Raw genomic sequence first — 20516 nt, forward strand, 5'->3', positions numbered from 1 at the left:
GATTAAGACTCAGTTAAGTTGCGGCTTTGTTGGTTACGTTTAGCAACCGATTTTAGGATGAAGTAACCTACGACAGCGATTAGCATCGTGTTACCAGCAGCGATAATAGAAAGCTGAGTAAAGACTTTGGTAAAAGGTTCTGCGTAAAGAATGGTATCTAGGAAGGCAGAGCAGCCATAGCCGACGATGTTGCCCACTAAAGCTAATACTACGAACAGAGAGAAATCTTTGTGGCTAAATGCACCTTTCGCTAGGCGGTTCTGAGTCATTTTAGGGAACAAGCCTAGAACTAGGCCGACAATTCCTGAGCCAAGTACCCAAGTTAGCCATACACCCCAGCCCGCGAATAAATCGGTAACCCAGTGACCAATGAACCCCACTAAAAATCCGACCAATGGACCAAATAAAACCGAGAATAGCGCTAATACTGCCATTGCTGGTTTTAGTGTGGTATTGGCGAAGACGGGAATACCAAACATTGGTAATCCGCCAATACCATAAAGTGCCGCGCCAATAGCAATCACAACGACGGTCTTAGCCGAAAGATTCATAGATAACCCTTTGTCAAAATCTTTAAAGAACTTGGTTCACAAACGCTTCTTTTGTTTGAATTTTATTCGTCTGTGAAAATGAGGCGCAGATTATACCTTCTGAGTGTAAGTTTGGAAAGATAACTGTCTAGATGGCTAAAATACGACCGTCAAACTGAAAATACACTACGATTTCGCACAAAAAGTTGAATTTGTACGAAGGGAAGAGATACCAGAACGGGGAGGTTAGTTGCTGTTTAACAGGTATTGTTTGGTGGCGAATGGATAGGTAAAGGCCGCCATTGTGCCTTTACCTATCAATAGAGTGACGTTAGTGATCTAGGTATAAGAAGTTCTGCCAACTCTTCATTCGAATCAGTACCTTACGCATGATCGAAACGTGAGTGAACTTGTCAGAGTAAACCGCAACTTCTACCGCGGTACCTAGCGGGAGGTGATAGTCGGTTAAGTCATCAGTTATCTTCAATTTAACGAATACACGGCCGCTAGTACGAAGTGCATCAGTACCTAATAATGCGCCACGAGCTTGGAATTGACTTTCACCAATCGCTGGTAGTATTTCGACTACTTCGCCTTTAAAGACTTTACCAGGCAGTGCTCTAAACAAAAATTCCGCTTCAAATCCAGGTTGAAGGCGCTGCAGAGAGTTTTGTCTAAATGCCGCAGTGTAAAAGACCTCTTCTGTATGAACAAAGGTCATCACGGGTGCAAGTGGTAGTGGAACCGCCATCACGCCAGGGCGCAGTGCAAGTTGCGTAGCGAACCCGTCAGTAGGTGCTCTAACTACCGTTTGTTCTAAGTCGAACTCTGCTTGGCGTAATTCTTCCAACAGGCGAGCAACGGTGGTGTTTTCACCGCCAATCTCCGAGTCTAAAGCGAGCTCTGCTTGTTCAACCTTAGCGGTAGCGACGTTAACAGAAGACTCTGCCGCTTTGTATGCTTGGCGTCTGGTGTCAAGTTGTTGGGCTGTGAAGGCACCTTTGTTGTAACCACGTTGATAACGGCTAAACTCGCGCATCGCTTTGTCGCGCTCTGCAATGGCTTTGTTTTTTGCTGCAATCGCTTCTTGTAGTGAAGACTCTAACCCAAGCGCGCCTTGACTAGCTTCTTTGATTTGCGCTTTTTTCTTCGCAACTTCAGCTTCATAAGGGATTGGGTCTATTGTGAATAGTACTTCACCTTGGCGTAGAGGTTTGTTTGCTTCGACAGGGACGTCAATGACTCGACCTCTAACTCCAGAGACAACGGGCGTCGTTGAATAAACTTGATTGCCAATCTGGGTAAATGGGTGGTTATAGTTCATCAGCAAGATAAGTGTACCGATCAGAACAACGCCACCAAGTACAGCGGTAGGAACAGTCCACTTATTCAGAGGGATGTTGAAGACTTTAAAAATCGTGATACACAGCGCGGCATACGTCAGAATGAGTAGTAAATCCATTATTGCTCCTCCTCATTACTTTTACTGTACGTCTGCACCGATTGAGTCGGTTGCTGTTGTTTGAGGTCACGTACTTCTTCTTGCAATTTATTGACTTGATCGATCAGGGTATCAACGCGATGATGGATGTCATGCTGCTCTTCTTCGAGTTTCTGGAAGCCCCAACCGCGTTCTTTACGCCATAAAGTGGCCCAAATCCATAGAAACGGCCAAATAGCATGTAAGGTGAATAGGCTTACCCAGCCTGCATAGTGAATAGCATCTTGATGTGGGTGCTCTCGCTCTTTAGCAATTTCGTAGGGAATATCGTGAATGACGATGATGCCGTAAAAAATAACCAATGCGACGAAGACAAGCAGCCCTAGTGCGAAATAATCCAAGAACATATTAACAATCCTTGCTTAATGAGATGGAATTTATAGAGAGTACTGATTATCTGCAACAAAGTATAGCAATAAAAACAACAAATTAGATGGGTGTCGGTAAAACCGAACTCGCAAAAATGGAACAGAGAAATAGGGGAAAAGATGCCTTTTCAGGGAGAAATAGCGGCAGTAGGGGCAGCACTAGTTTGGGCCGTCGCGACTTGGATATATAGTCAGTTCAGCCATCGTTTTAGTGCACTTCAGCTAAATATAGTAAAAGGCGTCGTTGCGTCAGCTTTGATGATGTGTGTGATCCCATTCTCGATGGTAGGTGCTCCTGCTATTTCTGCGGATCACTTTGCGATTCTTGCGGTATCTGGCGTCATTGGCATCGCTATTGGTGACAGTGCCTATTTTGCTTCGCTAAAGCGGATTGGACCTAATAAAACGCTACTTCTAGAATCGCTTGCACCTCCACTTTCTGGTGTATTGGCGTTGTTGGCTTTGGGTAGCGTATTGCCATTACAAGGTTGGTTAGGCGTAATTATCACCACGGTTGCTGTCTCTCTTACCGTGTTCCACTCTGATGGCACACCATTGGATTGGCGCGGAGTCGGGTTTGGCCTCGTGGCTAGCGTCTGTCAGGCCAGTGGTGTGGTGATTTCTCACTACGCGCTGGTGGCTGGTGATTTACCACCATTACTGGGAGCCTTGATTCGCTTATCGATGGGCGTCGTGTTTGTCATGGTGATGATTGGTTGGATAGAAAAGAAACCTTATCAATCGATGAAAGAAAACCTATTGCAACTCGGAAAAGATGGCTTTGCCTGGCTGTTAGCTGCGATCTTCGTCGGCACATTCTTAGCCTTATGGCTTCAACAAGTCGCTTTAAAATACGCGAACCCTGCGGTAGCTCAGAGCTTGATCGCCACTAGCCCACTCTTTATGTTGATTATTTACGCAGCGAAAGGAGAGCCAATTTCTAAACGAGGGATTGTCGGGACGATTGTGGCTGTTGCAGGTATATCACTATTCTTTATGAAGTAGGGGGATTAACCCCTACTACTCAGTGCAGACTTGGTTACGTCCGTTTGCTTTGGCTCGATATAAGGCTTTATCTGCGCGATAGAAGGTACGTTGGGTGTTTTCACCTTCACGATGCAAAGTGATCCCGATACTGACGGTAAGGCCGCGTTCACCAAGAATACTCTGCCACCCAAATTTGAAGATTCGTTCACGATAGTTTTCAGCGTGCATTTCTGCTTGTTCTAAGGTGGCTCGTTCTAAGATCACCAAGAATTCTTCTCCGCCAAATCGGACACATGACGCGCCCCTAAACTTGAAGTAGGCGGCAAGTTCATGAGAGACATTCACAATCGCTTTATCACCCACTAAGTGGCTTAGTTCATCATTGATTGATTTAAAGTGGTCAATATCGACCACCATCAATGAGAACGGCACGTCGTGTAGCAATAAGTCTTTAAGCTTCACATCGAGCCAACGTCGGTTATGCAAGCTGGTGAGCGGATCGGTGAAGACATCTTGTTGAAGTTGAGCCACAGTGTGCTTTTGGCTTTCTGTGGTCTCTTTCAGTTCACGGTTTTCTTGCTCTGATAAGATCAATTTTAGCTGCAGTTCGAAACGAGATAAGCGCCTTAATTGGCTTGCACCAAGCTCACCGATTGGGATCTTTTTCATCAGGTCGCTTTCTATTCGAAAAGCGCGTTTTTGATGTTCGAGTGCACTTTGGTAGTCACCTTTTTGCTCACTAATATTGGCGAGTGAGTTGGCGAGTTTTAAAGACAAAATAGGAGAAGCGTATTCTTTGATGCGCTTGTGCGTAGACTCAAGGATCCAGTTGGCTAGGTGTGGTTTGTTTTGTTCACTTAAACACGCTGCTAGCTCAATACGAATTGAGTTCGACAGCCAAGCTGAGTGGACGTTACCATGTGAGTATTGCACATTACCAAGACATTGCATGGCAAGGTCTGTCTGCCCACTTTGTAGATAAAGCTTCGCTTGGTAAAGAAGAATTTGGCCAGACAGCACCTTGTCACTGACTAAAATGCTGAGCTCTTCACACTCTTTAATAAGGTCTGTCGCAGCTGTCGTTCTGTTGAGCTCAATATAGCAAGCGAGCATATACAGCTTGTAACGGAGTCTAAGCGAGCGGCTACCGATCGCATGATCAATACTGTCGATTTTTTGGTAGTATCGAAGCGCGCGGTTGTGGTCACCATAGGCATCACATAAGTTACCCATCCCCAATACCGCCAAAACATATTCGTCGATAAAACCATTGTCGACCGCGATGGTTGAGGCGCTGATGTATTCGTTTAGCGCACCGTGGTAATCGCCGTTTTCAATCAGCTTGTCGGCTAATCCGTTGCGCACTTCTAACACAAGCTCAGCATCTTCGGGCAAAGACAAATGGGAAAGCGCTTCTTTTAGTTCATCAATACTGGCTTGATACTGTTTAAGCTCAAAACGAAACTCTGCGCTGATGATTAAACACTGCGCTTTTTCTTGGCCTGTGGAGGCGATGTGTTGACGGACGTGATTCCAAAAAATCAGTGCTTCTTCGCCACTAACAGAAGAAGCGTCTAAGCCGGAATCAGAAATCTTATTGAGTATCGTTTCCATGCTGCTCTTCCTGTTTCTGGCTTTCTTCAAGTTGTTCTAATGTAAATGGGAAAGACAGAATGTCTTGGTAGATGACTTTTGGTAACGAGCATTCTAACCCTTTACGTTGCCAAGGATAAATCTCAATCATCTTGGCCAATACCTGAAATACACTAAGAGCCGCCTCTCCTTTGTCTGCGAGCAACAAGCCTAATCGGTCACTGCTGATGCGTGACAGCATATCTTGTTTGTTACAGATGGAGTGGGTGAGCTCGGCGCAGACATCGAGGTACTGTGAGTCAGGGTGCTGAATGATGATGACTGAATGGTTTGAACGTTTGAGCTCCGTCTTAAATAAGATCAGTTGCTCCCACCAATAGGTTTCAGACACCATTTGGGTCATCTGTTTTTCTGGGTCGAACTCGTGTTGGCCACGAATTCGATTAATCAATTTTCTGGCTCGTTGCTCTAACTGTCTTTTAGAGGCTCTTGCTTTATCGTTACTCACTCTAGCGGTTTGTTCACGAAGCATGGTGGTAGAGTGCTTTCTGTATTTTTGGAAAGCTTCAAGGGCAAGTTTAAAATTACCGGATTCTTCTGCTACTCGCGATTGTTGAAAACAAATTTGCGAGAGTAGCTCACCATTGTCAAAGGCCACCGCAGATTGCTCTGCTTGAATCAGAAGTTTAGCAGCAGCGTTGGGGCGCTTTCTCAGTAGTTCGACCCGAGCGCGACTGATAAATGAGTGTGTTTTCATCCACACTAAGTTGTGTTGGATCGCAAGCTCGTGCGCTTTATTGGTTGCTTCTTCTGCGTCTTCAATACGTTCAAGGCCAAGCAGCGCTAGCCCGCGGAAGTCCCAGACTTCAGCCAACCAGGTATTATCGTTATGGTGTCTGAGTGCTTCGGTTGCGCCATCTAACACGGACAGCATCTCGACGAAGTTATTGAGTAGGTACAGGTCCCAAGCCAGCAAAATTCGCGCTTTGCCTTCTAGCCATTGAATGCGGGCGTTGTTGGCGACTTTAACTGCTAGCTCATGAGTGGATTTTGCAAGCTGGTATTCGTGAGTAATTCTCCATACGTTACCAAGGCCAATTAATGCCTCAAGTTGCACTTCAACTTCGTCAACTAATGCAGATTGTTCTAGAGCGTTAATCCAGTATTGCTGAGCGGAGTAGTACTTGGCTTGACCCCAGTAATGGAGCGCATGGATATGGAGAATTTCAGGAAGTAGATCGTCGGTATCTAAGGCACTGAGTTTACTGTGCGCTTCTTTGATGAATTTAAGGCCTTTGCGGTAGTCCATACTACACCATGCGCAGCGAGACATGATGATCAAAGACTGAATCTCACCTTCAGGGTATAGGATTTGCGCTGAGCGCGCAGCGCACTGTTCAGCTATCGCCCAGACCTTTTCGGGCTCGGATTCTATCTTATCCTTAAGCTGTTCAATCTCGACTTCTAAAAGTCGCTGGCTTTTATCCAATGAATCAATCCTTTACCGCGTATAGTTCATCTTACATTATGGCATTATATGAATAGAGTGCAGACGAACACTATAAAAAGTAATAAAACGGCGACCGTTTAAAGGTATCCGTCACATTACTAACTGTTATGACAGTAACTCACGCAAGGTTAAAGGTGATTGAGTCAACTCTAAGGCTTGGGCCGCTGTCTTGCCATTCTTATCTTGATAGCACAAATTGTGCCAAGCTCTAAAGATATCTAGCATTGGGAGCAAGCCACCTGGACGAAGTTTACGTCTAGGCTCGTTGATGAAGCTTTCAAATAGGGTCTGAAAACGGTTTTGATAAAACTCTGTACGACGGATTGAAGCGTTACGCAGCCAGTGTTTCGGTTGGTTTCTATCGCCCGCTAGATAACAGATACCCTTAGAACCATTAATGCCAGAGGAGATGGCCCAACGATCGCGCCACCAGCCCATGTGAACGATATCGATTTTGTCGATATTGAACTCTGAACTCCAACCATTATCTTCTTCTACATACATTAGGTCGATATTTTGACGCTGAATGCGAGGCAGGCAAATACTTAGTGCTGCAGAGCGTAAGACCGGATCTTGCGGTAAATAGATAGAAACTCGGCGCTCTTCTTGGCATAGGTCAAGGACATGCAGGAAGTGCGCGTATGAGGTGTACGGTGGTCGAATCAAAGCCCCTTTGGTTGGGTAGTTGAAGACAGTTAGGTTGCCCATTGGGTCTTCAACATTCCCACGAGCGAGGATGGTTTGATACTGTTGATCAATGCGCTCACGAAGTACAGGAGACGGTGTCGGTGCAGGCATGTTCGCTTCAGAGGAATGCTCTCGTGACACAAATCTTGCCGGGTATTTGTATGGGTCATGATCAACTTCACCCATAGGTTCTTCATTGGATGAGTAGTTGACGTGTTGACACAAAATATAGCCACTGTGTGCTTCACCGGTAGCAATCCAAAGAACACCATTGTTACTTTTCGGTTGCAAGGAAACGTAGTGTGAGGCGAGCTCATAGCTTGCGGCATGATTGACCCAGCGAGCATCAAACATGGCCAGTTTTCGTCGGCATCGGCTAGCGATGTGGTCGACATGATCGTAAAACGTCTTTGGGTTGATTTCTAGTTTTCGGCAAATTTCTCGGACAGAATAGCCCATAAAAAGCAAACCAAGGAGGTTTTCTTGAAATTGAAGTTTCTTATTGGCTCCTGACCATTTGTCTACGAAGGTAGATTGGCAGCATTTACAGCGATAACGTTGACGATCGCCGCTATAGCCAAAAGCATGATAGAGATGTTTATGGGTATGAACAGATAGACCAAAATTACTGCAGTCGTCATTACGACAGGCAGGTAGGCCATCGCTATGCAGGTGTCTCAATCGATGAAGTTCATTGAGAACTTCTTGATTGTTAAGTAAGGGGGGGAAAGCACCACACTCCCGACATACCATCGCAGGTCGTTTAGGGTTCGCATGCTGCACAACGTAACGATGTGCATCACTCAATCCAAAGTTGTCACACGCCAATGTTTTACAAAAGTTGAGCTGTAAACCGTCTGCTTCCTGTGGCAGTTTGCCAGTTGTCACTATCTCCCCCTCGGGATTATTCGGGCCACCAAGCTAAGCCTGGTGGCGAAATGAATAAATTAAATGTTAATTGCAGTTTCTAGAGCAACTTTCATCATGTCGTTGAATGACTTCTGACGCTCTTCTGAACTTAGCTTCTCACCACGGATGATGTGGTCAGATACTGTTAGAATCGTTAGTGCTTTAGCACCTAGGTCTGCAGCTACGCCGTAGATACCAGCCGCTTCCATATCTACACCTAGGATGCCTAGTTTTTCCATCTTCTCGAAGATGTCTGCTTCAGGAGTGTAGAAAAGATCTGCAGAGAATACGTTACCCACTTTTACTGGAACTTCTTGAGCACGAGCTTGGTTTACCGCTTCTTCTAGTAGACCGTAATCAGCGATTGCTGCAAAGTCGTGGTTATTGAAACGGATGCGGTTAACTTTAGAGTCAGTTGAAGCGCCCATACCGATAACAACGTCCATTAGTTTAACGTCGTCACGTACTGCACCACAGCTACCTACACGGATTACGTTCTTCACACCGTACTCAGCGATTAACTCGTGTACGTAGATACAACATGATGGAATACCCATACCGTGGCCCATTACAGACACTTTTTTACCTTTGTAAGTACCTGTGTAGCCGAACATGTTGCGAACGTCACATACCTGCTTTACATCTTCAAGGAAAGTTTCCGCGATGTATTTAGCACGTAGTGGGTCACCTGGCATTAGAACTGTTTCAGCGAAATCACCTGGTTGTGCATTAATGTGTGGGGTTGCCATAGTTTTTACTCCGGTTTATTAGTCAATCAATGCTGATTACTAAATATGTTGATTCTCAAAATCTGTTGAGGCAATACTAGCTTTATATGACGGTGCTCCATGAGAAGTATGTCACAAAAGAGCAGTATTGGAAGCGGTTGTTGCTAGTTAATAACTAAATGTGTTGAAAGTAAAAGAGCAATCGATTTGCAAAAACGTTTGCTATTTGAAGTGAACCAAAACTGGTCGAGCTACGTATATAAACAGCGAATAAATTAAAGAATTTTGTCCGAATAAGCGGCAAATTTTAGAGCTTTTGAACGGTATGCGAAGAGCATTTAAGGTTGTGATATGCAAAAAGTGATTAAAGTGGGCATCAGTGCTTGCGTATTGGGTGAGAAAGTCAGATTCGATGCGGGACATAAAGTCAGTAAGTTTGTCACCAAAGAGCTCGCCCCATATTTTGAGTTTTTACCTGTTTGCCCTGAAGTGGGAGCAGGAATGCCAGTTCCTAGACCAACCATTCGTCTCATTTCTAACGAGGAGAGGATCTCATTGGTTGAAACAAAAGATCCATCTCAAGATCATACTCATCAGATGGAGAGCTACTGTGAAAATAAAGTGGCACAGCTAGAGCGTGAACATCTCCGAGGTTACATCGTCTGTGCTAAATCGCCTACTTGCGGGATGGAACGGGTTAAGGTGTACAAGAAACAAGGTGCGGAAAACGATGGTGTAGGACTTTTCACTAAGCAATTGATGAAATCGATGCCATGGCTGCCCGTTGAAGAGGATGGACGACTAAACGATCCAGTACTGAAAGAAAACTTTATTACCCGTGTTTATACCCTTGACGATTTTTATAACTCGATGGGTGAAGAAGTAACCCGAGGCAAGATTGTCGCTTTTCATTCAAGATACAAGCTGACTTTGATGGCCCATCACCCAGCTTCCTATAAGCAGTTGGGAAACTTAGTCGCAAATATTAAAGATTATGATGTTAATGAGTTTTTCCAACTTTACAGAGAGGGATTAATGACAGCGATGGCCAATCGTGCCAGTCGTAAAAATAACACCAACGTGCTGATGCATCTTCAAGGCTACTTTAAACGCAATCTCAACAAGCCTCAGAAACAGGAATTACGTCAGGTTATTGATGAATATCGAGTTGGGTTGCTGCCGTTGCTCGCCCCTTTAACGCTAATTAAGCATTATTTGTCTGCTCACCCGGATGAATATCTCCTGCAGCAAGCCTATTTGGAACCTTACCCACAAGAGATGCGATTAAGGTATAGCTTGTGAAAATAGTTTGGTTACGTCGAGACCTACGAGTTGATGACAACACTGCATTGGTAGAAGCGAGCTTATCTGGGGAAAGTGTCGCTGCTGTCTATACTGCGACACCGAAAACATGGCAACGCCACGGAATGGCGCCAATACAAGCCGACCTTATCTTTAGACGCTTAACGGCTTTACAAAATGAGCTATCAGAGAAAAATATCCCTCTTTATTACCTAGAGGTAGATACCTATCATCAAGCTGCTAAGGCAATGGCTGATCTGGCATTAGAAAGTAAGGCTTCTGCTATCTACTTCAACAAGCAGTATGAGCTCGATGAGATTGAGCGAGACAAGCTTCTCTGTGAATACTTGCAGCAAATGGAAATAGATTGCGTCGGGTTTGATGATAAGTGCTTGCTGCCTCCGGGTACTATTGTCAACAAGCAAGGTGACTACTACAAAGTTTTTACCCCGTTTAAGCGAGCTTATGTGGCGCGCCTTTTTCAAGCACCACCTATCGTAAGAAAAGTGCCCAAGGTAGAAGCTCGCGCTCAGCTGTCGAGCAAAACGGTAACATTCTTTGATGCTCAATGTGATTTCAGCTATCCAAGAACAGACAGCTCTCATTATCTAGCTGAAACTCAGACAATTATTCAAAAGTTACGTGATTTTGAAGCGAACAATGTTGATGGTTATGATCGGCAACGTGACTTTCCTGCCATTGAAGGTACGAGTGAGCTTTCTCCTTATTTATCCATTGGCGCTTTGTCGATAAGGCAATGTTTGGCGAGATTGCTGTATAACCGTACTTTGCCTATCGCTGGTGGAAGAGAGGTGTGGTTAAGTGAGCTCGTCTGGAGAGAGTTTTACCAGCATTTGCTTCACTTTGAACCTAAACTCTCCAAAGGGCATAGCTTTACCCAGTGGGGTGACAAGCTCCATTGGCACGATGTCAGCGCGTTTATTGAGGCGTGGAAAAGCGGTCAAACAGGATACCCAATCATCGACGCTGCGATGCGGCAACTAAATCATACTGGTTGGATGCATAACCGTTTAAGAATGATCGTAGCAAGCTTCCTCATTAAAGATTTGCATATCGACTGGAGGATAGGTGAGCGCTACTTTATCTCTAAGCTGGTGGACGGGGATTACGCGGCAAACAATGGTGGCTGGCAGTGGTGTGCATCGACCGGGTGCGATGGTCAGCCGTACTTTAGGATATTTAATCCAACTACTCAGAGTGAAAAGTTTGACTCAGATGCGCGCTTTATTCGCCGCTGGGTTCCTGAGCTTGAAGCTGTTCCACAGCAGTATATACATCGGCCTTGGTGTTGGCCGAACGCTAAATCATTGTCATATCCATCGCCAATAGTTGATCATAGGGCCGAAAGAGAGATAACCTTAGCACTTTACAAAGATGCTAAGGAAAATATGGATGGTGCGTAAATTAGTCGCGCTTCTCGCCTGCTTAAGTTCGTCAGCGTTTGCTGCCACTTATGAATTGCCAACTGAAGGAAGCAGTATTGTTGGCCGAACTCAATATCACCAAGTGCAAGAAGGCGATACCTTGGCGAACATTGCTAAGAAGTATGATGTCGGATTCTTGTCATTAATGGCGGCGAATAAAGGCGTCGACCCATTTTTGCCTCAAGTTGACTATGTCCTTACCATCCCGACTCAGATCATTCTGCCTAAGGTTGAACGCGAGGGGATTGTGATCAACCTAGCGGAACTGAGACTTTATTACTTCGAGCCAGACATCAATAAGGTACATATTTTTCCAGTAGGTATCGGTCGTGTTGGTCGTGATACGCCTGAGATGAAGACGACTATCAGTCAAAAGCGACCTAATCCGACGTGGACGCCACCTGCCTCTATTCGTAAAGAGTATTTAGCTAAGGGGATTGAGTTACCAGCGGTTGTTCCTGCTGGACCAGAGAACCCACTTGGTGAGTACGCATTGCGACTCTCTTACGGAGCTGGTGACTACTTAATCCATGGAACGAACAAGGACTTCGGTATTGGTCTTCGTGTGAGTTCTGGTTGTATTCGAATGGATCCTAAAGATATTGAATGGTTGTTTCCTCAGGTAAAACTAGGGGAAAAGGTTCGAGTGATTAATGAACCTATAAAAGTCGCGCTAGAACCGGACCGCAGTGTATTTTTAGAAGCTCATGAACCATTGACGCGCAGTGATGGTATCAAGCAGCAACTTGTAGTGCCTCAAGAGTTGACTTGGTGGTTGGAAGAGTTTGATCATTCTGATGTTAAAGTTCGAGCTGCGATTCTGGCTCAAAATGGTGTTCCAATTGAAGTAGTTGCACCAAGCTTTATTAACTAACAGCTAAATAGTATGAAATAAAAAAAGGGGCCGATTGGCCCCTTTTTTTAAGAAACTTAACGCTATTACTTAGTGTAAGACTGAGCAATGTTGTCAATACGCTCGTTTGCACGTGCAGCTTCTTCTTGAGCAGCCATTGCCGCATCACCAGACTTGCTTACTTCAGCTTGTAGAGCTTCTACGTTTTGGCTTAGTTGGCTTACTTGGTTGTTTAGCTCATCCAGTTGTGCTGTTGTAGCTTCGTCTGGACCAGACGCACAACCTGCTAGTAGAAGAACAGAAGATGCAGCTGCTGCGATCAACATTTTGTTCATAAAGAACTCCTTGCATGTATAGTATCAATAAAACGCCCTATACGTTTTATATCGTATAGTGACGCTGAATAGTGTAGCTCCAATTGTGCCTTACCAAAAGCAGAGAAAAGTCAAAAAAACCCAAGTTTTTAGGTAATTATCAAATAAGTTGACCAAAGTCTCATTGGTGAGAGTAATGAATGTATATGCATTAACCAAGCGTACTTTGGGTATTGACTCGTAGCGATAATATTTTCTGTGATCTCTATCCTCAGAATACGAATCCAGTTATCATAGCCTGTTTTTGAATTTATTTTGTTGCGAGTGGCTAAAATGTGCTCACTGACAACACTCAGCCATTGAATGGAGAATACTTTGTATTTTAAAGATTTAGGTTTAGACAATCGCTTATTAAAGAACTTGAAGCATTTTGACTTTAAGAAAGCGACAGAGATCCAGCAAAAAGCGATTCCAGTCGCGATCGCTGGTAAAGATCTGTTGGCTTCTTCAAAGACGGGTTCTGGCAAAACGTTGGCCTTTGTTCTTCCTATGCTTCACAAGTCTCTAAAAAATAAAGCCTTCTCTGCGAAAGATCCTAGAGCTGTAGTGCTTGCTCCAACGCGTGAGCTCGCTAAGCAGGTATACGGTGAATTGCGTTCTATGTTAGGTGGTTTGTCTTACGATGCTACCTTGATCGTTGGTGGTGAGAACTTTAATGACCAAGTTAAAGCTTTACGTAAATACCCAAAGTTTATTGTCGCTACTCCAGGACGTTTAGCTGACCATTTAGAGCATCGCTCTCTATTTTTAGATGGTCTAGAGACATTAGTTCTTGATGAAGCTGACCGTATGTTGGATCTAGGCTTTGCTCCAGAGTTACGTCGCATTCACAATGCTGCGAAACACCGTCGTCGCCAGACGCTGATGTTCTCTGCGACGCTTGATCACGCTGAAGTCAATGATATTGCTTTTGAAATGTTAGATGCCCCTAAGCGTATTGCTGTTGGTGCGTCAACGGAAGAGCACAAAGATATCACTCAGAAATTCTACCTCTGTGATCACCTAGATCATAAAGAGGCGATTTTAGAGCGTATTTTAGAAGAAGCTCAGTACAAGCAGTTGATTATCTTCACTGCGACACGTGTCGATACTGAACGTCTAACGCAAAAACTAAACGAGAAGAAGTTAAAAGCTGTCGCGTTGAGCGGAGGCCTAAACCAAACTCAACGTAATACCATCATGAGTCAGTTTGAGCGTGCAGTGTTCAAGATTCTTGTAACAACTGACGTTGCTTCTCGTGGCCTAGATATCGCGAATGTGACTCACGTGGTTAACTTTGATATGCCTAAGCACACTGAAGAGTATGTACACCGTGTGGGTCGTACTGGTCGTGCAGGTAATAAAGGTGATGCTGTGTCATTGGTTGGACCTAAAGACTGGGACAGCTTTAAACGTGTTGAAGCTTACCTACAGCAAGACCTTTCTTTCTCTGAGCTAGAAGGTCTAAAAGGTAAGTTCAAAGGACTACGTCCACGCAAACCTGATTACCGTAATAAAGGTAAAGCGGCAGATAAAGCGAAGCCTCAAGCGAAGAAAACTGCCAAGAAGCCAGTTAAGCGCGATAAGAGCTTCCACCAGAATGTTGCGGTGGGGGATTCCGTGTTTATTCCTAAGAAGAAAGTCGCGCCTAAGGTCGACGACGAGTAATCTAAAAGTAGAATCAAAAAAGGGTTGCCAGTTGGCAACCCTTTTTATTAGCAGTGAGGTAGAGTTAGACTTTAAAGAAGCCTAATTGCTGTTTCTGGTTTTCTGCGAGGCTAGACAGTTCTTGGCTTGCTGCGGCAGATTGTGTAATACCCGTAACGTTTTGGCTAACTAACTCATAGATGTTGCCAAGGTTCTTGTTAATGTCAGACGTTACTTGGCCTTGCTCTTCTGATGCAACGGCTACTTGAGCGTTTAGCGACGTAAGCTCTGATATCGAACTACTAATATTGTTTAGTGACGCGCTTACTTGTGCTGCTTGTTTTTGATTCTGCTCTAACATCTCTAAGCTAGTGGTCATGCTGTTGTTTGCGCTGCCAGACTGACGTTGCAGCTCTTCGATGATGGTTTGAATCTCTTTGGTTGATTCTTGTGTACGTGCGGCAAGCATACGAACTTCATCGGCAACCACAGCAAAACCGCGACCGCTTTCACCTGCTCGTGCCGCTTCTATCGCTGCATTAAGTGCCAGTAAGTTGGTTTGCTCAGAGATGCTTTCAATCACTTCAATTACTTTACCAATCTGTTCAGACTGATCTTGCAAACTATTTACGACGTTGGCTGCTTCCGCTAACTGATCCGCCATTTTGGCGCTGGTCTGCGTGTTCTGCTCAAAAATCGCTAGGCTTTCTCGCGCGAGTTTATCGGCATTTGTTGACGCTGCATCAGCTAGGTTTGCGTTTTGCGTCACTTCAGAGGCGGTGCTTTCCATTTGGTTGATTGCCGACGCCACCTGCTCTACTTCGTTTTTCTCTTGATCAGAGTTTGCGCTAGATTGCGTCATTACTGCAGCGAGCTCTGTTGAAGCAGAAGCAACATCGACACTAATACGAACTAAAGAGTCGACGGTTTCTTTGAGCTGCGCGGTCGTTGAGTTGAAATCACGAGATAGGGCGGTAATTTCATTGTTGCCTTCTTCTTCTACGCGTACTTTCAAGTCACCTTGCGCCAAGCTTTGCATGGCTAACTGCAGCTTTTTAATTGGGGTGACAATGATGCCAGCAAGGACCCAACTGATCACAAATGCAAGCAGCAGTACTAGTGATAGGCCGAGAATTGAGTTGGTCATTACTGATGAGTGGATTTCACTATTTCTCTCGACACCGGCAATCGCGATCGTGTTCAGCTTGCTAGACAGAGCTTCGATTCCTTCAACCATCGCTTTGCCCTTATCACGATAAAGCGCGGACGCTTGTTCATACTGGCGTTGGAACTCGTTGGAAACATTTGATTGACTGTGCTTGGTTTTGAGCAGAGGAATCATGGTGTCGATTGAATAGCTTACGTAGTTTTCAATCGCTACTTCCATCTGATCGATTTCATTCTTAAGACCCGGAACTTGTCTTAGCGAGTCTAATAAGCGTCTATTTTCATTCTGTTTTGCGCGAAGTGTCGATTGCAACTGCGCTACATCATCGGCTCGAAACAAACTATAGATAGCTTTAATACGCATCCCGTAGGTGTTATCGATAATTTTAGTCAGTTGATCTTTGTGGTTAATGACTTCTTCGGTGGAATCCGTCACCTGCTGAAAGGCGTTCTTTAGGCTTGTTGTACTGTAGCTAATGCCAACAAGAAGGAGTATCAAAGTAAATAGTACAGGAACTACCACCTGTAGTTTGATAGATAAGCCGCTTAATAACTGGCGCATTAAAAGTCCTCTATGATTAATTAAGTCATTTGTTATTATTTTTATGGCGAATGATTCTAATTTCTTTAATAGATAATTCAACGCAGAAACTAAGTGGAGTTGTGAAACTTTGAAGGGACGCTATGCAACAGTTTTTCCCTTTGCATTCATGCGGTTATTTTCGTGCTACGTAGGGCTAGGTGGAGGTAGGTGCATTGTACGATATGTGTGCAATTTGATTGTTTCCGCTAGGTTCCGGTCCAAAACAAAAAAATGTGTTTGTCACACAGGCTTCAATTAACTGAAACACAACTGTCATATTGGAATTCTAAAGTGAGCACCGTTCAAGTGAAACGCAACGGCAATAAAGCCACTTAAGGAAATTGTGATGAAAAAGACAGTAATCGGTGCAATCGCACTACTAGGCGCTATGGCAGTGACTCCAGCTTCTGCTAAAGAAACTATCTCTGCAGTGGGTTCTAGCAGCGTAACTCCACTGATGGAAGTTTTCTCTGAAACATACATGAAGACAAACTCGAACGTGTTTATTGAAGTTCAAGGCCCTGGTTCTTCTGCTGGTGTAAAAGCAGCGAAAAACGGCAGTGCTGACCTAGGCATGTCTTCTCGTAACTTAAAAGATTCTGAAAAAGAGCCAGCGCTTAAAGAACTAACGGTTGCTCTAGACGGTATCGCAGTTGTTGTTAACCCTAAGAATGACCTAAACGGTCTAACAGCAGAGCAAGTGACGGCAATCTATAAAGGCGACATCACTAACTGGAAAGATGTTGGTGGCGCAGACAAGCCTATCGTAGCAATCACTCGTGATACGGCTTCTGGTACTCGTGGTGCTTTTGAAGACATCATGAAACTGAAGAAGAAAATCTCTGGTAAGAAAGTATCTGCTATCTCTCAACGTGCACAAGTTGCAAATGGTAACGGTGCTTTGAAGACTATGGTTGCTTCAAACCCATACGCTATTGGTTACATCTCTCTAGGTACAGTGGATACTTCAGTAAACGCTCTAGCAATTAATGGTACAGATGCTTCGGTTGATAACGTGAAGAACGGTTCATACAAAGTAGCGCGTCCATTCCTTGTACTTTACAAAGAAGGTAAGCCTTCAGCTGAAACACAGAAGTTCCTAGATTGGATGGTGTCTGATTCAGCGCAATCTCTTGTTGATAGCAAGGGTTACATCTCAGTTAACTAAATTTTAAGTTACGCCAATTATTTGCTCAGCCCACACTTCGGGCTGAGCGTTTTCAATCCAATTCGAATCTTTAACAGAATCGAACTGTGAGATTTCTAAATGACCATCGCAAATAGTGAAAAGCTTATGAATATTGAAGCGACTCAATTGAATAAGTCAGGCCTACGCACCAAGAAACGCGTAGACTGGAGAGAGCGTATCTTCCACGGCCTGTTTCTTACCAGTGCAGTAATCGGCATTGTTTCTCTAGCCGTTATTGCTTACTTCATTGTCAAAGAAAGTATCCCAGCATTCCAAGAAGTAGGTGTTTCTGGCATCGTTCTCGGCCAAGATTGGCTTCCACCGGCACTTTATGGTGTTGCAACCATGATTGTCGCGTCTGTTGTCTCGACGTTAGGGGCTGTAGTTGTTGGTGTTCCTGTTGGCATTCTAACAGCTATCTATATTGCTGAAATTGCGCCAAAACGTGTTGCAGATATCATTCGACCAGCCGTAGAGCTTTTAGCCGGCATCCCTTCCGTGGTTTATGGTTTCTTCGGCCTAGTGATTATCGTTCCCTTGATTCAGGACATTTTCAATGTACCTGCGGGTAACACTATCCTGGCCGGTATTATTGTTCTTGGTGTGATGATCTTACCAACGGTTATTACTGTCTCTGAAACGTCGATTCGCGCGGTGCCACGTACTTACAAAGAAGGTTCACTTGCGCTAGGTGCATCTAAGATATTCACCATCTTCAAATTGCTAGTGCCAGCAGCACGCAGCGGTATCATGACGGGCGTTATCTTAGGTATCGGTCGTGCGCTAGGTGAAACCATGGCGATTATTATGGTGATGGGCAACGCACCTGCAATGCCTGAAGGCATACTTGACTCTGCGCGTACACTGACGGCTAACATTGCGATTGAAATGTCTTATGCAAGTGGCGTTCACGCTAACGCTCTATACGCGACAGGTGTTGTTCTTCTTGTATTCATCATGTCGTTGAACGCGGTTCTGCTTTACTTAAACCGTGAGAAGGCGAGGTAATAACGATGTCTTTAGTAAATAACTCTAATACGATGACCATGGATAAAGCGAAGCTTAAAAAAGCACGTCAGACAAAAGATAACATTCTCACTGCTTTTGTCTGGGCAGCGGCAGCCGTCACGGTTGGCTTTCTGTTCTGGATTATTTGGTACATTCTATCGAACGGATTACAACACGTAGATTGGAATTTCATTACAGACAACTACACTCGTACTGGCGAAGAGCATGGTATCTTCCCTATGATTGTGGCGACCATCTACATGGTGATTGCATCCATCGCAGTAGCTGCGCCACTAGGGATCATGACGGCTATCTACCTAACAGAGTATGCCAAGGTTGGTAGTAAGCTCGTCAAAGTGATTCGCTTCTGTACTGAGTCTTTAGCGGGTATTCCATCGATTATCTTTGGTCTATTCGGTATGACTTTCTTCGTCGCGATACTGGGTTTAGGTTTCTCGATTCTTTCGGGTGCACTAACTCTGAGTATTCTGATTCTTCCGGTGATCATTCGTACCACGGAAGAGGCTTTGATGGCGGTACCACAAACTTACCGCGAGGGCTCATACGGCCTTGGCGCTTCAAAAATCTACACAATCTGGCGTTTGATTCTTCCAAGTGCAATGCCAGGTATCTTAACTTCGGTCATTCTAAGTATTGGTCGCGTTATTGGTGAGTCCGCACCTGTATTCCTTACTGCAGGTATGGTTGCACGTATTCCAGATTCTCTGTTTGATTCAGGCCGTACGTTAACGGTTCACCTTTACAAGCTGACTACCGAGCTGTTTACCATTGAAGAATGGAACCAAGCCTACGGGACAGCAACAGTACTTATCGTCGTCGTGCTACTGATTAATACAGTGACAAAACTGATTGCACGACGCTTCAATACAGCAACTTACTAATACTTGCTGAGCATTAAAATACTGATAACAGAATTGACGAATTTAGAGATAACACAATGAACAAGTTTAATATTGAAAACCTAGATCTATTTTACGGTGAAAACCAAGCGCTGAAATCGATTAACCTTCCAGTTCCTGAGCGCCAAGTGACAGCGTTAATTGGCCCGTCTGGTTGTGGTAAGTCGACGCTGCTTCGTTGTCTTAACCGCATGAACGATTTGATTGAAGGGGTGAAAATCACTGGCCGCTTAGAGATGGATGGTGATGATATCTACGGTAACATTGATGTTGCAGACCTGCGTATTAAAGTCGGCATGGTGTTCCAAAAGCCAAACCCATTCCCAATGAGCATCTATGAAAACGTAGCTTATGGTTTGCGAGCACAAGGCGTCAAAGACAAAAAATATATTGATCAAGTCGTTGAGCGCTCTCTACGCGGTGCGGCGCTGTGGGATGAAGTAAAGGATCGTTTAAAGTCGCATGCATTTGGTCTATCTGGTGGTCAGCAGCAACGTTTGTGTATTGCTCGCACGATTGCAATGGAGCCGGATGTTATTTTGATGGATGAGCCAACTTCAGCACTTGACCCGATTGCAACTCATAAGATTGAAGAGTTGATGGAAGAGCTGAAAAAGAACTACACCATTGTTATCGTGACTCACTCAATGCAGCAAGCGCGTCGTATTTCAGACCGTACGGCTTTCTTCCTAATGGGAGAGCTGGTGGAGCATAATGATACGCAAGTTATCTTTAGTGAACCACAAGACGATCGTACACGCGGTTATGTAAACGGTGACTTTGGTTAATCAGGTTTTGGTATAACAAATAATAACTATAAGCGATGGTACTTTGCCCCTCTATTTAGAGGGGCTTTTTTGTTTCTGAGTACTAGTGACTAACTTGCGAGCTGGCAATTGGGTTTAAGAACAAGTGTATGTTTGCCTGTATCGGTAGAAAGGGTGAGAGTGATGTTATCAGTAGGGTGCTTTAACGAGAGGGCATAACGTGAGTTGGAGGAAAGTCTGTAGTTTAAACGGCTAGTAGTTTGAATAGATAGCTTAGCCTTATCAGGAGTTGTTTCATCAGACTCAATGGTTAGCTGCAATGTATCGCCACTCAGTTTGCACGTGATACTGGTGAACTCAGAGATTGCATACTCGGAAAGAGGTTGTGCACTTGACGATAGGGAAGGCAATAACGCAAAAGCGGTGCTAAGAAGCACCGCTTTATTAACAATCAAAAACTTCATCGAAG

Annotated in this window: 19 protein-coding genes; 9 read left to right on the forward strand and 10 right to left on the reverse strand. The window is 44.5% G+C overall.

Translation table 11 applies throughout. The annotated features are described in order from the left end of the window. Positions 1-2: 2 nt before the first annotated feature. The 3 genes from ELS82_RS02520 to ELS82_RS02530 all read right to left on the reverse strand — a co-directional run bounded on the left by ELS82_RS02520 (position 3) and on the right by ELS82_RS02530 (position 2378). The gene (locus ELS82_RS02520; protein WP_134834087.1) at positions 3-551 is read right to left on the reverse strand and encodes an ECF-type riboflavin transporter substrate-binding protein; all 549 of its coding nucleotides are present in this window, start codon (positions 549-551) and stop codon (positions 3-5) included. A 310-nt stretch (positions 552-861) separates the two neighbouring features. Then, positions 862-1992, reverse strand: a complete 1131-nt coding sequence (locus ELS82_RS02525; RefSeq protein WP_134834088.1) for an HlyD family secretion protein — start codon at positions 1990-1992, stop codon at positions 862-864. Continuing rightward, complete coding sequence (locus ELS82_RS02530; protein WP_004412285.1) at positions 1992-2378, reverse strand: DUF3302 domain-containing protein; 387 nt, start codon at positions 2376-2378, stop codon at positions 1992-1994. The genes ELS82_RS02525 and ELS82_RS02530 overlap by 1 nt, the downstream gene beginning before the upstream one ends. A gap of 141 nt (positions 2379-2519) precedes the next feature. Here ELS82_RS02530 and ELS82_RS02535 point away from each other — a divergent pair, with 141 nt between their 5' ends. After that, positions 2520-3404 carry a DMT family transporter gene (locus ELS82_RS02535; protein ID WP_134834089.1) on the forward strand — a complete coding sequence of 295 codons (885 nt, stop codon included), beginning with the start codon at positions 2520-2522 and terminating at the stop codon, positions 3402-3404. 15 nt (positions 3405-3419) lie between these two features. Here the strand turns inward: ELS82_RS02535 and ELS82_RS02540 are convergent, their stop codons facing one another. The 4 genes from ELS82_RS02540 to deoD form a co-directional block, all read right to left on the reverse strand. Next, positions 3420-5000, reverse strand: coding sequence for a diguanylate cyclase (locus ELS82_RS02540; protein ID WP_134834090.1), 1581 nt, complete (start codon positions 4998-5000; stop codon positions 3420-3422). After that, entirely contained in the window at positions 4981-6468 is a 1488-nt protein-coding gene (locus ELS82_RS02545) for a tetratricopeptide repeat protein (protein WP_134834091.1), read from the reverse strand. Before ELS82_RS02545 ends, ELS82_RS02540 begins: the two co-directional genes overlap by 20 nt. 126 nt (positions 6469-6594) lie before the next feature. Next, positions 6595-8064 (reverse strand): IS1 family transposase, encoded by a 1470-nt coding sequence (locus ELS82_RS02550; protein ID WP_134834092.1) that lies wholly within the window; start codon positions 8062-8064, stop codon positions 6595-6597. A gap of 59 nt (positions 8065-8123) precedes the next feature. Further along, positions 8124-8834: a purine-nucleoside phosphorylase gene (deoD, locus tag ELS82_RS02555; protein ID WP_134834093.1), complete on the reverse strand. Its 711-nt coding sequence runs from the start codon at positions 8832-8834 to the stop codon at positions 8124-8126. A gap of 330 nt (positions 8835-9164) precedes the next feature. On the opposite strand from deoD, the gene ELS82_RS02560 reads away from it, so the two are divergent. From ELS82_RS02560 to ELS82_RS02570, 3 genes are read left to right on the forward strand one after another with little or no spacing between them, the layout of a single operon-like run. Beyond that, a complete protein-coding gene (locus tag ELS82_RS02560) occupies positions 9165-10115 on the forward strand; it encodes a YbgA family protein (RefSeq protein WP_134834094.1) in 951 nt (316 codons plus the stop codon). Beyond that, positions 10112-11539, forward strand: a complete 1428-nt coding sequence (phrB, locus tag ELS82_RS02565) for a deoxyribodipyrimidine photo-lyase (RefSeq protein WP_134834095.1) — start codon at positions 10112-10114, stop codon at positions 11537-11539. Before ELS82_RS02560 ends, phrB begins: the two co-directional genes overlap by 4 nt. Continuing rightward, positions 11529-12434 (forward strand): L,D-transpeptidase family protein, encoded by a 906-nt coding sequence (locus ELS82_RS02570; RefSeq protein ID WP_134834096.1) that lies wholly within the window; start codon positions 11529-11531, stop codon positions 12432-12434. The genes phrB and ELS82_RS02570 overlap by 11 nt, the downstream gene beginning before the upstream one ends. A 65-nt stretch (positions 12435-12499) precedes the next feature. Here ELS82_RS02570 and ELS82_RS02575 read toward each other — a convergent pair whose 3' ends face one another. Then, a complete protein-coding gene (locus ELS82_RS02575) occupies positions 12500-12748 on the reverse strand; it encodes an Lpp/OprI family alanine-zipper lipoprotein (RefSeq protein WP_004412218.1) in 249 nt (82 codons plus the stop codon). A 342-nt stretch (positions 12749-13090) separates the two neighbouring features. Between ELS82_RS02575 and ELS82_RS02580 the strand changes: the two genes are divergently transcribed. After that, on the forward strand, positions 13091-14434 hold the full coding sequence (locus ELS82_RS02580) for a DEAD/DEAH box helicase (protein ID WP_053439715.1): 1344 nt from the start codon (positions 13091-13093) through the stop codon (positions 14432-14434). Positions 14435-14498: 64 nt separating this feature from the next. Here the strand turns inward: ELS82_RS02580 and ELS82_RS02585 are convergent, their stop codons facing one another. Next, the gene (locus tag ELS82_RS02585) at positions 14499-16142 is read right to left on the reverse strand and encodes a methyl-accepting chemotaxis protein (RefSeq protein ID WP_134834097.1); all 1644 of its coding nucleotides are present in this window, start codon (positions 16140-16142) and stop codon (positions 14499-14501) included. A 367-nt stretch (positions 16143-16509) separates the two neighbouring features. Here ELS82_RS02585 and ELS82_RS02590 point away from each other — a divergent pair, with 367 nt between their 5' ends. The 4 genes from ELS82_RS02590 (at position 16510) to pstB (ending at position 20068) form a co-directional block, all read left to right on the forward strand. Next, positions 16510-17331, forward strand: coding sequence for a phosphate ABC transporter substrate-binding protein (locus ELS82_RS02590; RefSeq protein WP_134834098.1), 822 nt, complete (start codon positions 16510-16512; stop codon positions 17329-17331). A gap of 99 nt (positions 17332-17430) precedes the next feature. Continuing rightward, complete coding sequence (gene pstC, locus ELS82_RS02595; protein WP_134834099.1) at positions 17431-18360, forward strand: phosphate ABC transporter permease subunit PstC; 930 nt, start codon at positions 17431-17433, stop codon at positions 18358-18360. Positions 18361-18398: 38 nt separating this feature from the next. Further along, positions 18399-19262: a phosphate ABC transporter permease PstA gene (pstA, locus tag ELS82_RS02600; protein WP_134834150.1), complete on the forward strand. Its 864-nt coding sequence runs from the start codon at positions 18399-18401 to the stop codon at positions 19260-19262. 56 nt (positions 19263-19318) lie between these two features. Continuing rightward, a complete protein-coding gene (gene pstB / locus ELS82_RS02605; RefSeq protein ID WP_134834100.1) occupies positions 19319-20068 on the forward strand; it encodes a phosphate ABC transporter ATP-binding protein PstB in 750 nt (249 codons plus the stop codon). Positions 20069-20157: 89 nt separating this feature from the next. Here the strand turns inward: pstB and ELS82_RS02610 are convergent, their stop codons facing one another. Continuing rightward, positions 20158-20511 carry a hypothetical protein gene (locus ELS82_RS02610; protein WP_134834101.1) on the reverse strand — a complete coding sequence of 118 codons (354 nt, stop codon included), beginning with the start codon at positions 20509-20511 and terminating at the stop codon, positions 20158-20160. Positions 20512-20516: the final 5 nt, after the last annotated feature.

This window comes from Vibrio ouci (genome assembly GCF_004551525.1).
Classification (GTDB): Bacteria; Pseudomonadota; Gammaproteobacteria; order Enterobacterales; family Vibrionaceae; genus Vibrio; species Vibrio ouci.

Excerpts from the sequence above, each read along its gene's own strand:
- pstA (WP_134834150.1), top strand. The coding sequence starts at position 18,399 with ATGGATAAAGCGAAGCTTAAAAAAGCACGTCAGACAAAAGATAACATT.
- ELS82_RS02535 (WP_134834089.1), top strand. The coding sequence starts at position 2,520 with ATGCCTTTTCAGGGAGAAATAGCGGCAGTAGGGGCAGCACTAGTTTGG.
- ELS82_RS02590 (WP_134834098.1), top strand. The coding sequence starts at position 16,510 with ATGAAAAAGACAGTAATCGGTGCAATCGCACTACTAGGCGCTATGGCA.
- ELS82_RS02540 (WP_134834090.1), bottom strand. The coding sequence starts at position 5,000 with ATGGAAACGATACTCAATAAGATTTCTGATTCCGGCTTAGACGCTTCT.
- ELS82_RS02525 (WP_134834088.1), bottom strand. The coding sequence starts at position 1,992 with ATGGATTTACTACTCATTCTGACGTATGCCGCGCTGTGTATCACGATT.
- ELS82_RS02530 (WP_004412285.1), bottom strand. The coding sequence starts at position 2,378 with ATGTTCTTGGATTATTTCGCACTAGGGCTGCTTGTCTTCGTCGCATTG.
- pstC (WP_134834099.1), top strand. The coding sequence starts at position 17,431 with ATGACCATCGCAAATAGTGAAAAGCTTATGAATATTGAAGCGACTCAA.
- ELS82_RS02560 (WP_134834094.1), top strand. The coding sequence starts at position 9,165 with ATGCAAAAAGTGATTAAAGTGGGCATCAGTGCTTGCGTATTGGGTGAG.
- ELS82_RS02520 (WP_134834087.1), bottom strand. The coding sequence starts at position 551 with ATGAATCTTTCGGCTAAGACCGTCGTTGTGATTGCTATTGGCGCGGCA.
- ELS82_RS02575 (WP_004412218.1), bottom strand. The coding sequence starts at position 12,748 with ATGAACAAAATGTTGATCGCAGCAGCTGCATCTTCTGTTCTTCTACTA.
- pstB (WP_134834100.1), top strand. The coding sequence starts at position 19,319 with ATGAACAAGTTTAATATTGAAAACCTAGATCTATTTTACGGTGAAAAC.
- ELS82_RS02585 (WP_134834097.1), bottom strand. The coding sequence starts at position 16,142 with ATGCGCCAGTTATTAAGCGGCTTATCTATCAAACTACAGGTGGTAGTT.
- deoD (WP_134834093.1), bottom strand. The coding sequence starts at position 8,834 with ATGGCAACCCCACACATTAATGCACAACCAGGTGATTTCGCTGAAACA.
- ELS82_RS02570 (WP_134834096.1), top strand. The coding sequence starts at position 11,529 with ATGGTGCGTAAATTAGTCGCGCTTCTCGCCTGCTTAAGTTCGTCAGCG.
- ELS82_RS02580 (WP_053439715.1), top strand. The coding sequence starts at position 13,091 with ATGGAGAATACTTTGTATTTTAAAGATTTAGGTTTAGACAATCGCTTA.
- ELS82_RS02610 (WP_134834101.1), bottom strand. The coding sequence starts at position 20,511 with ATGAAGTTTTTGATTGTTAATAAAGCGGTGCTTCTTAGCACCGCTTTT.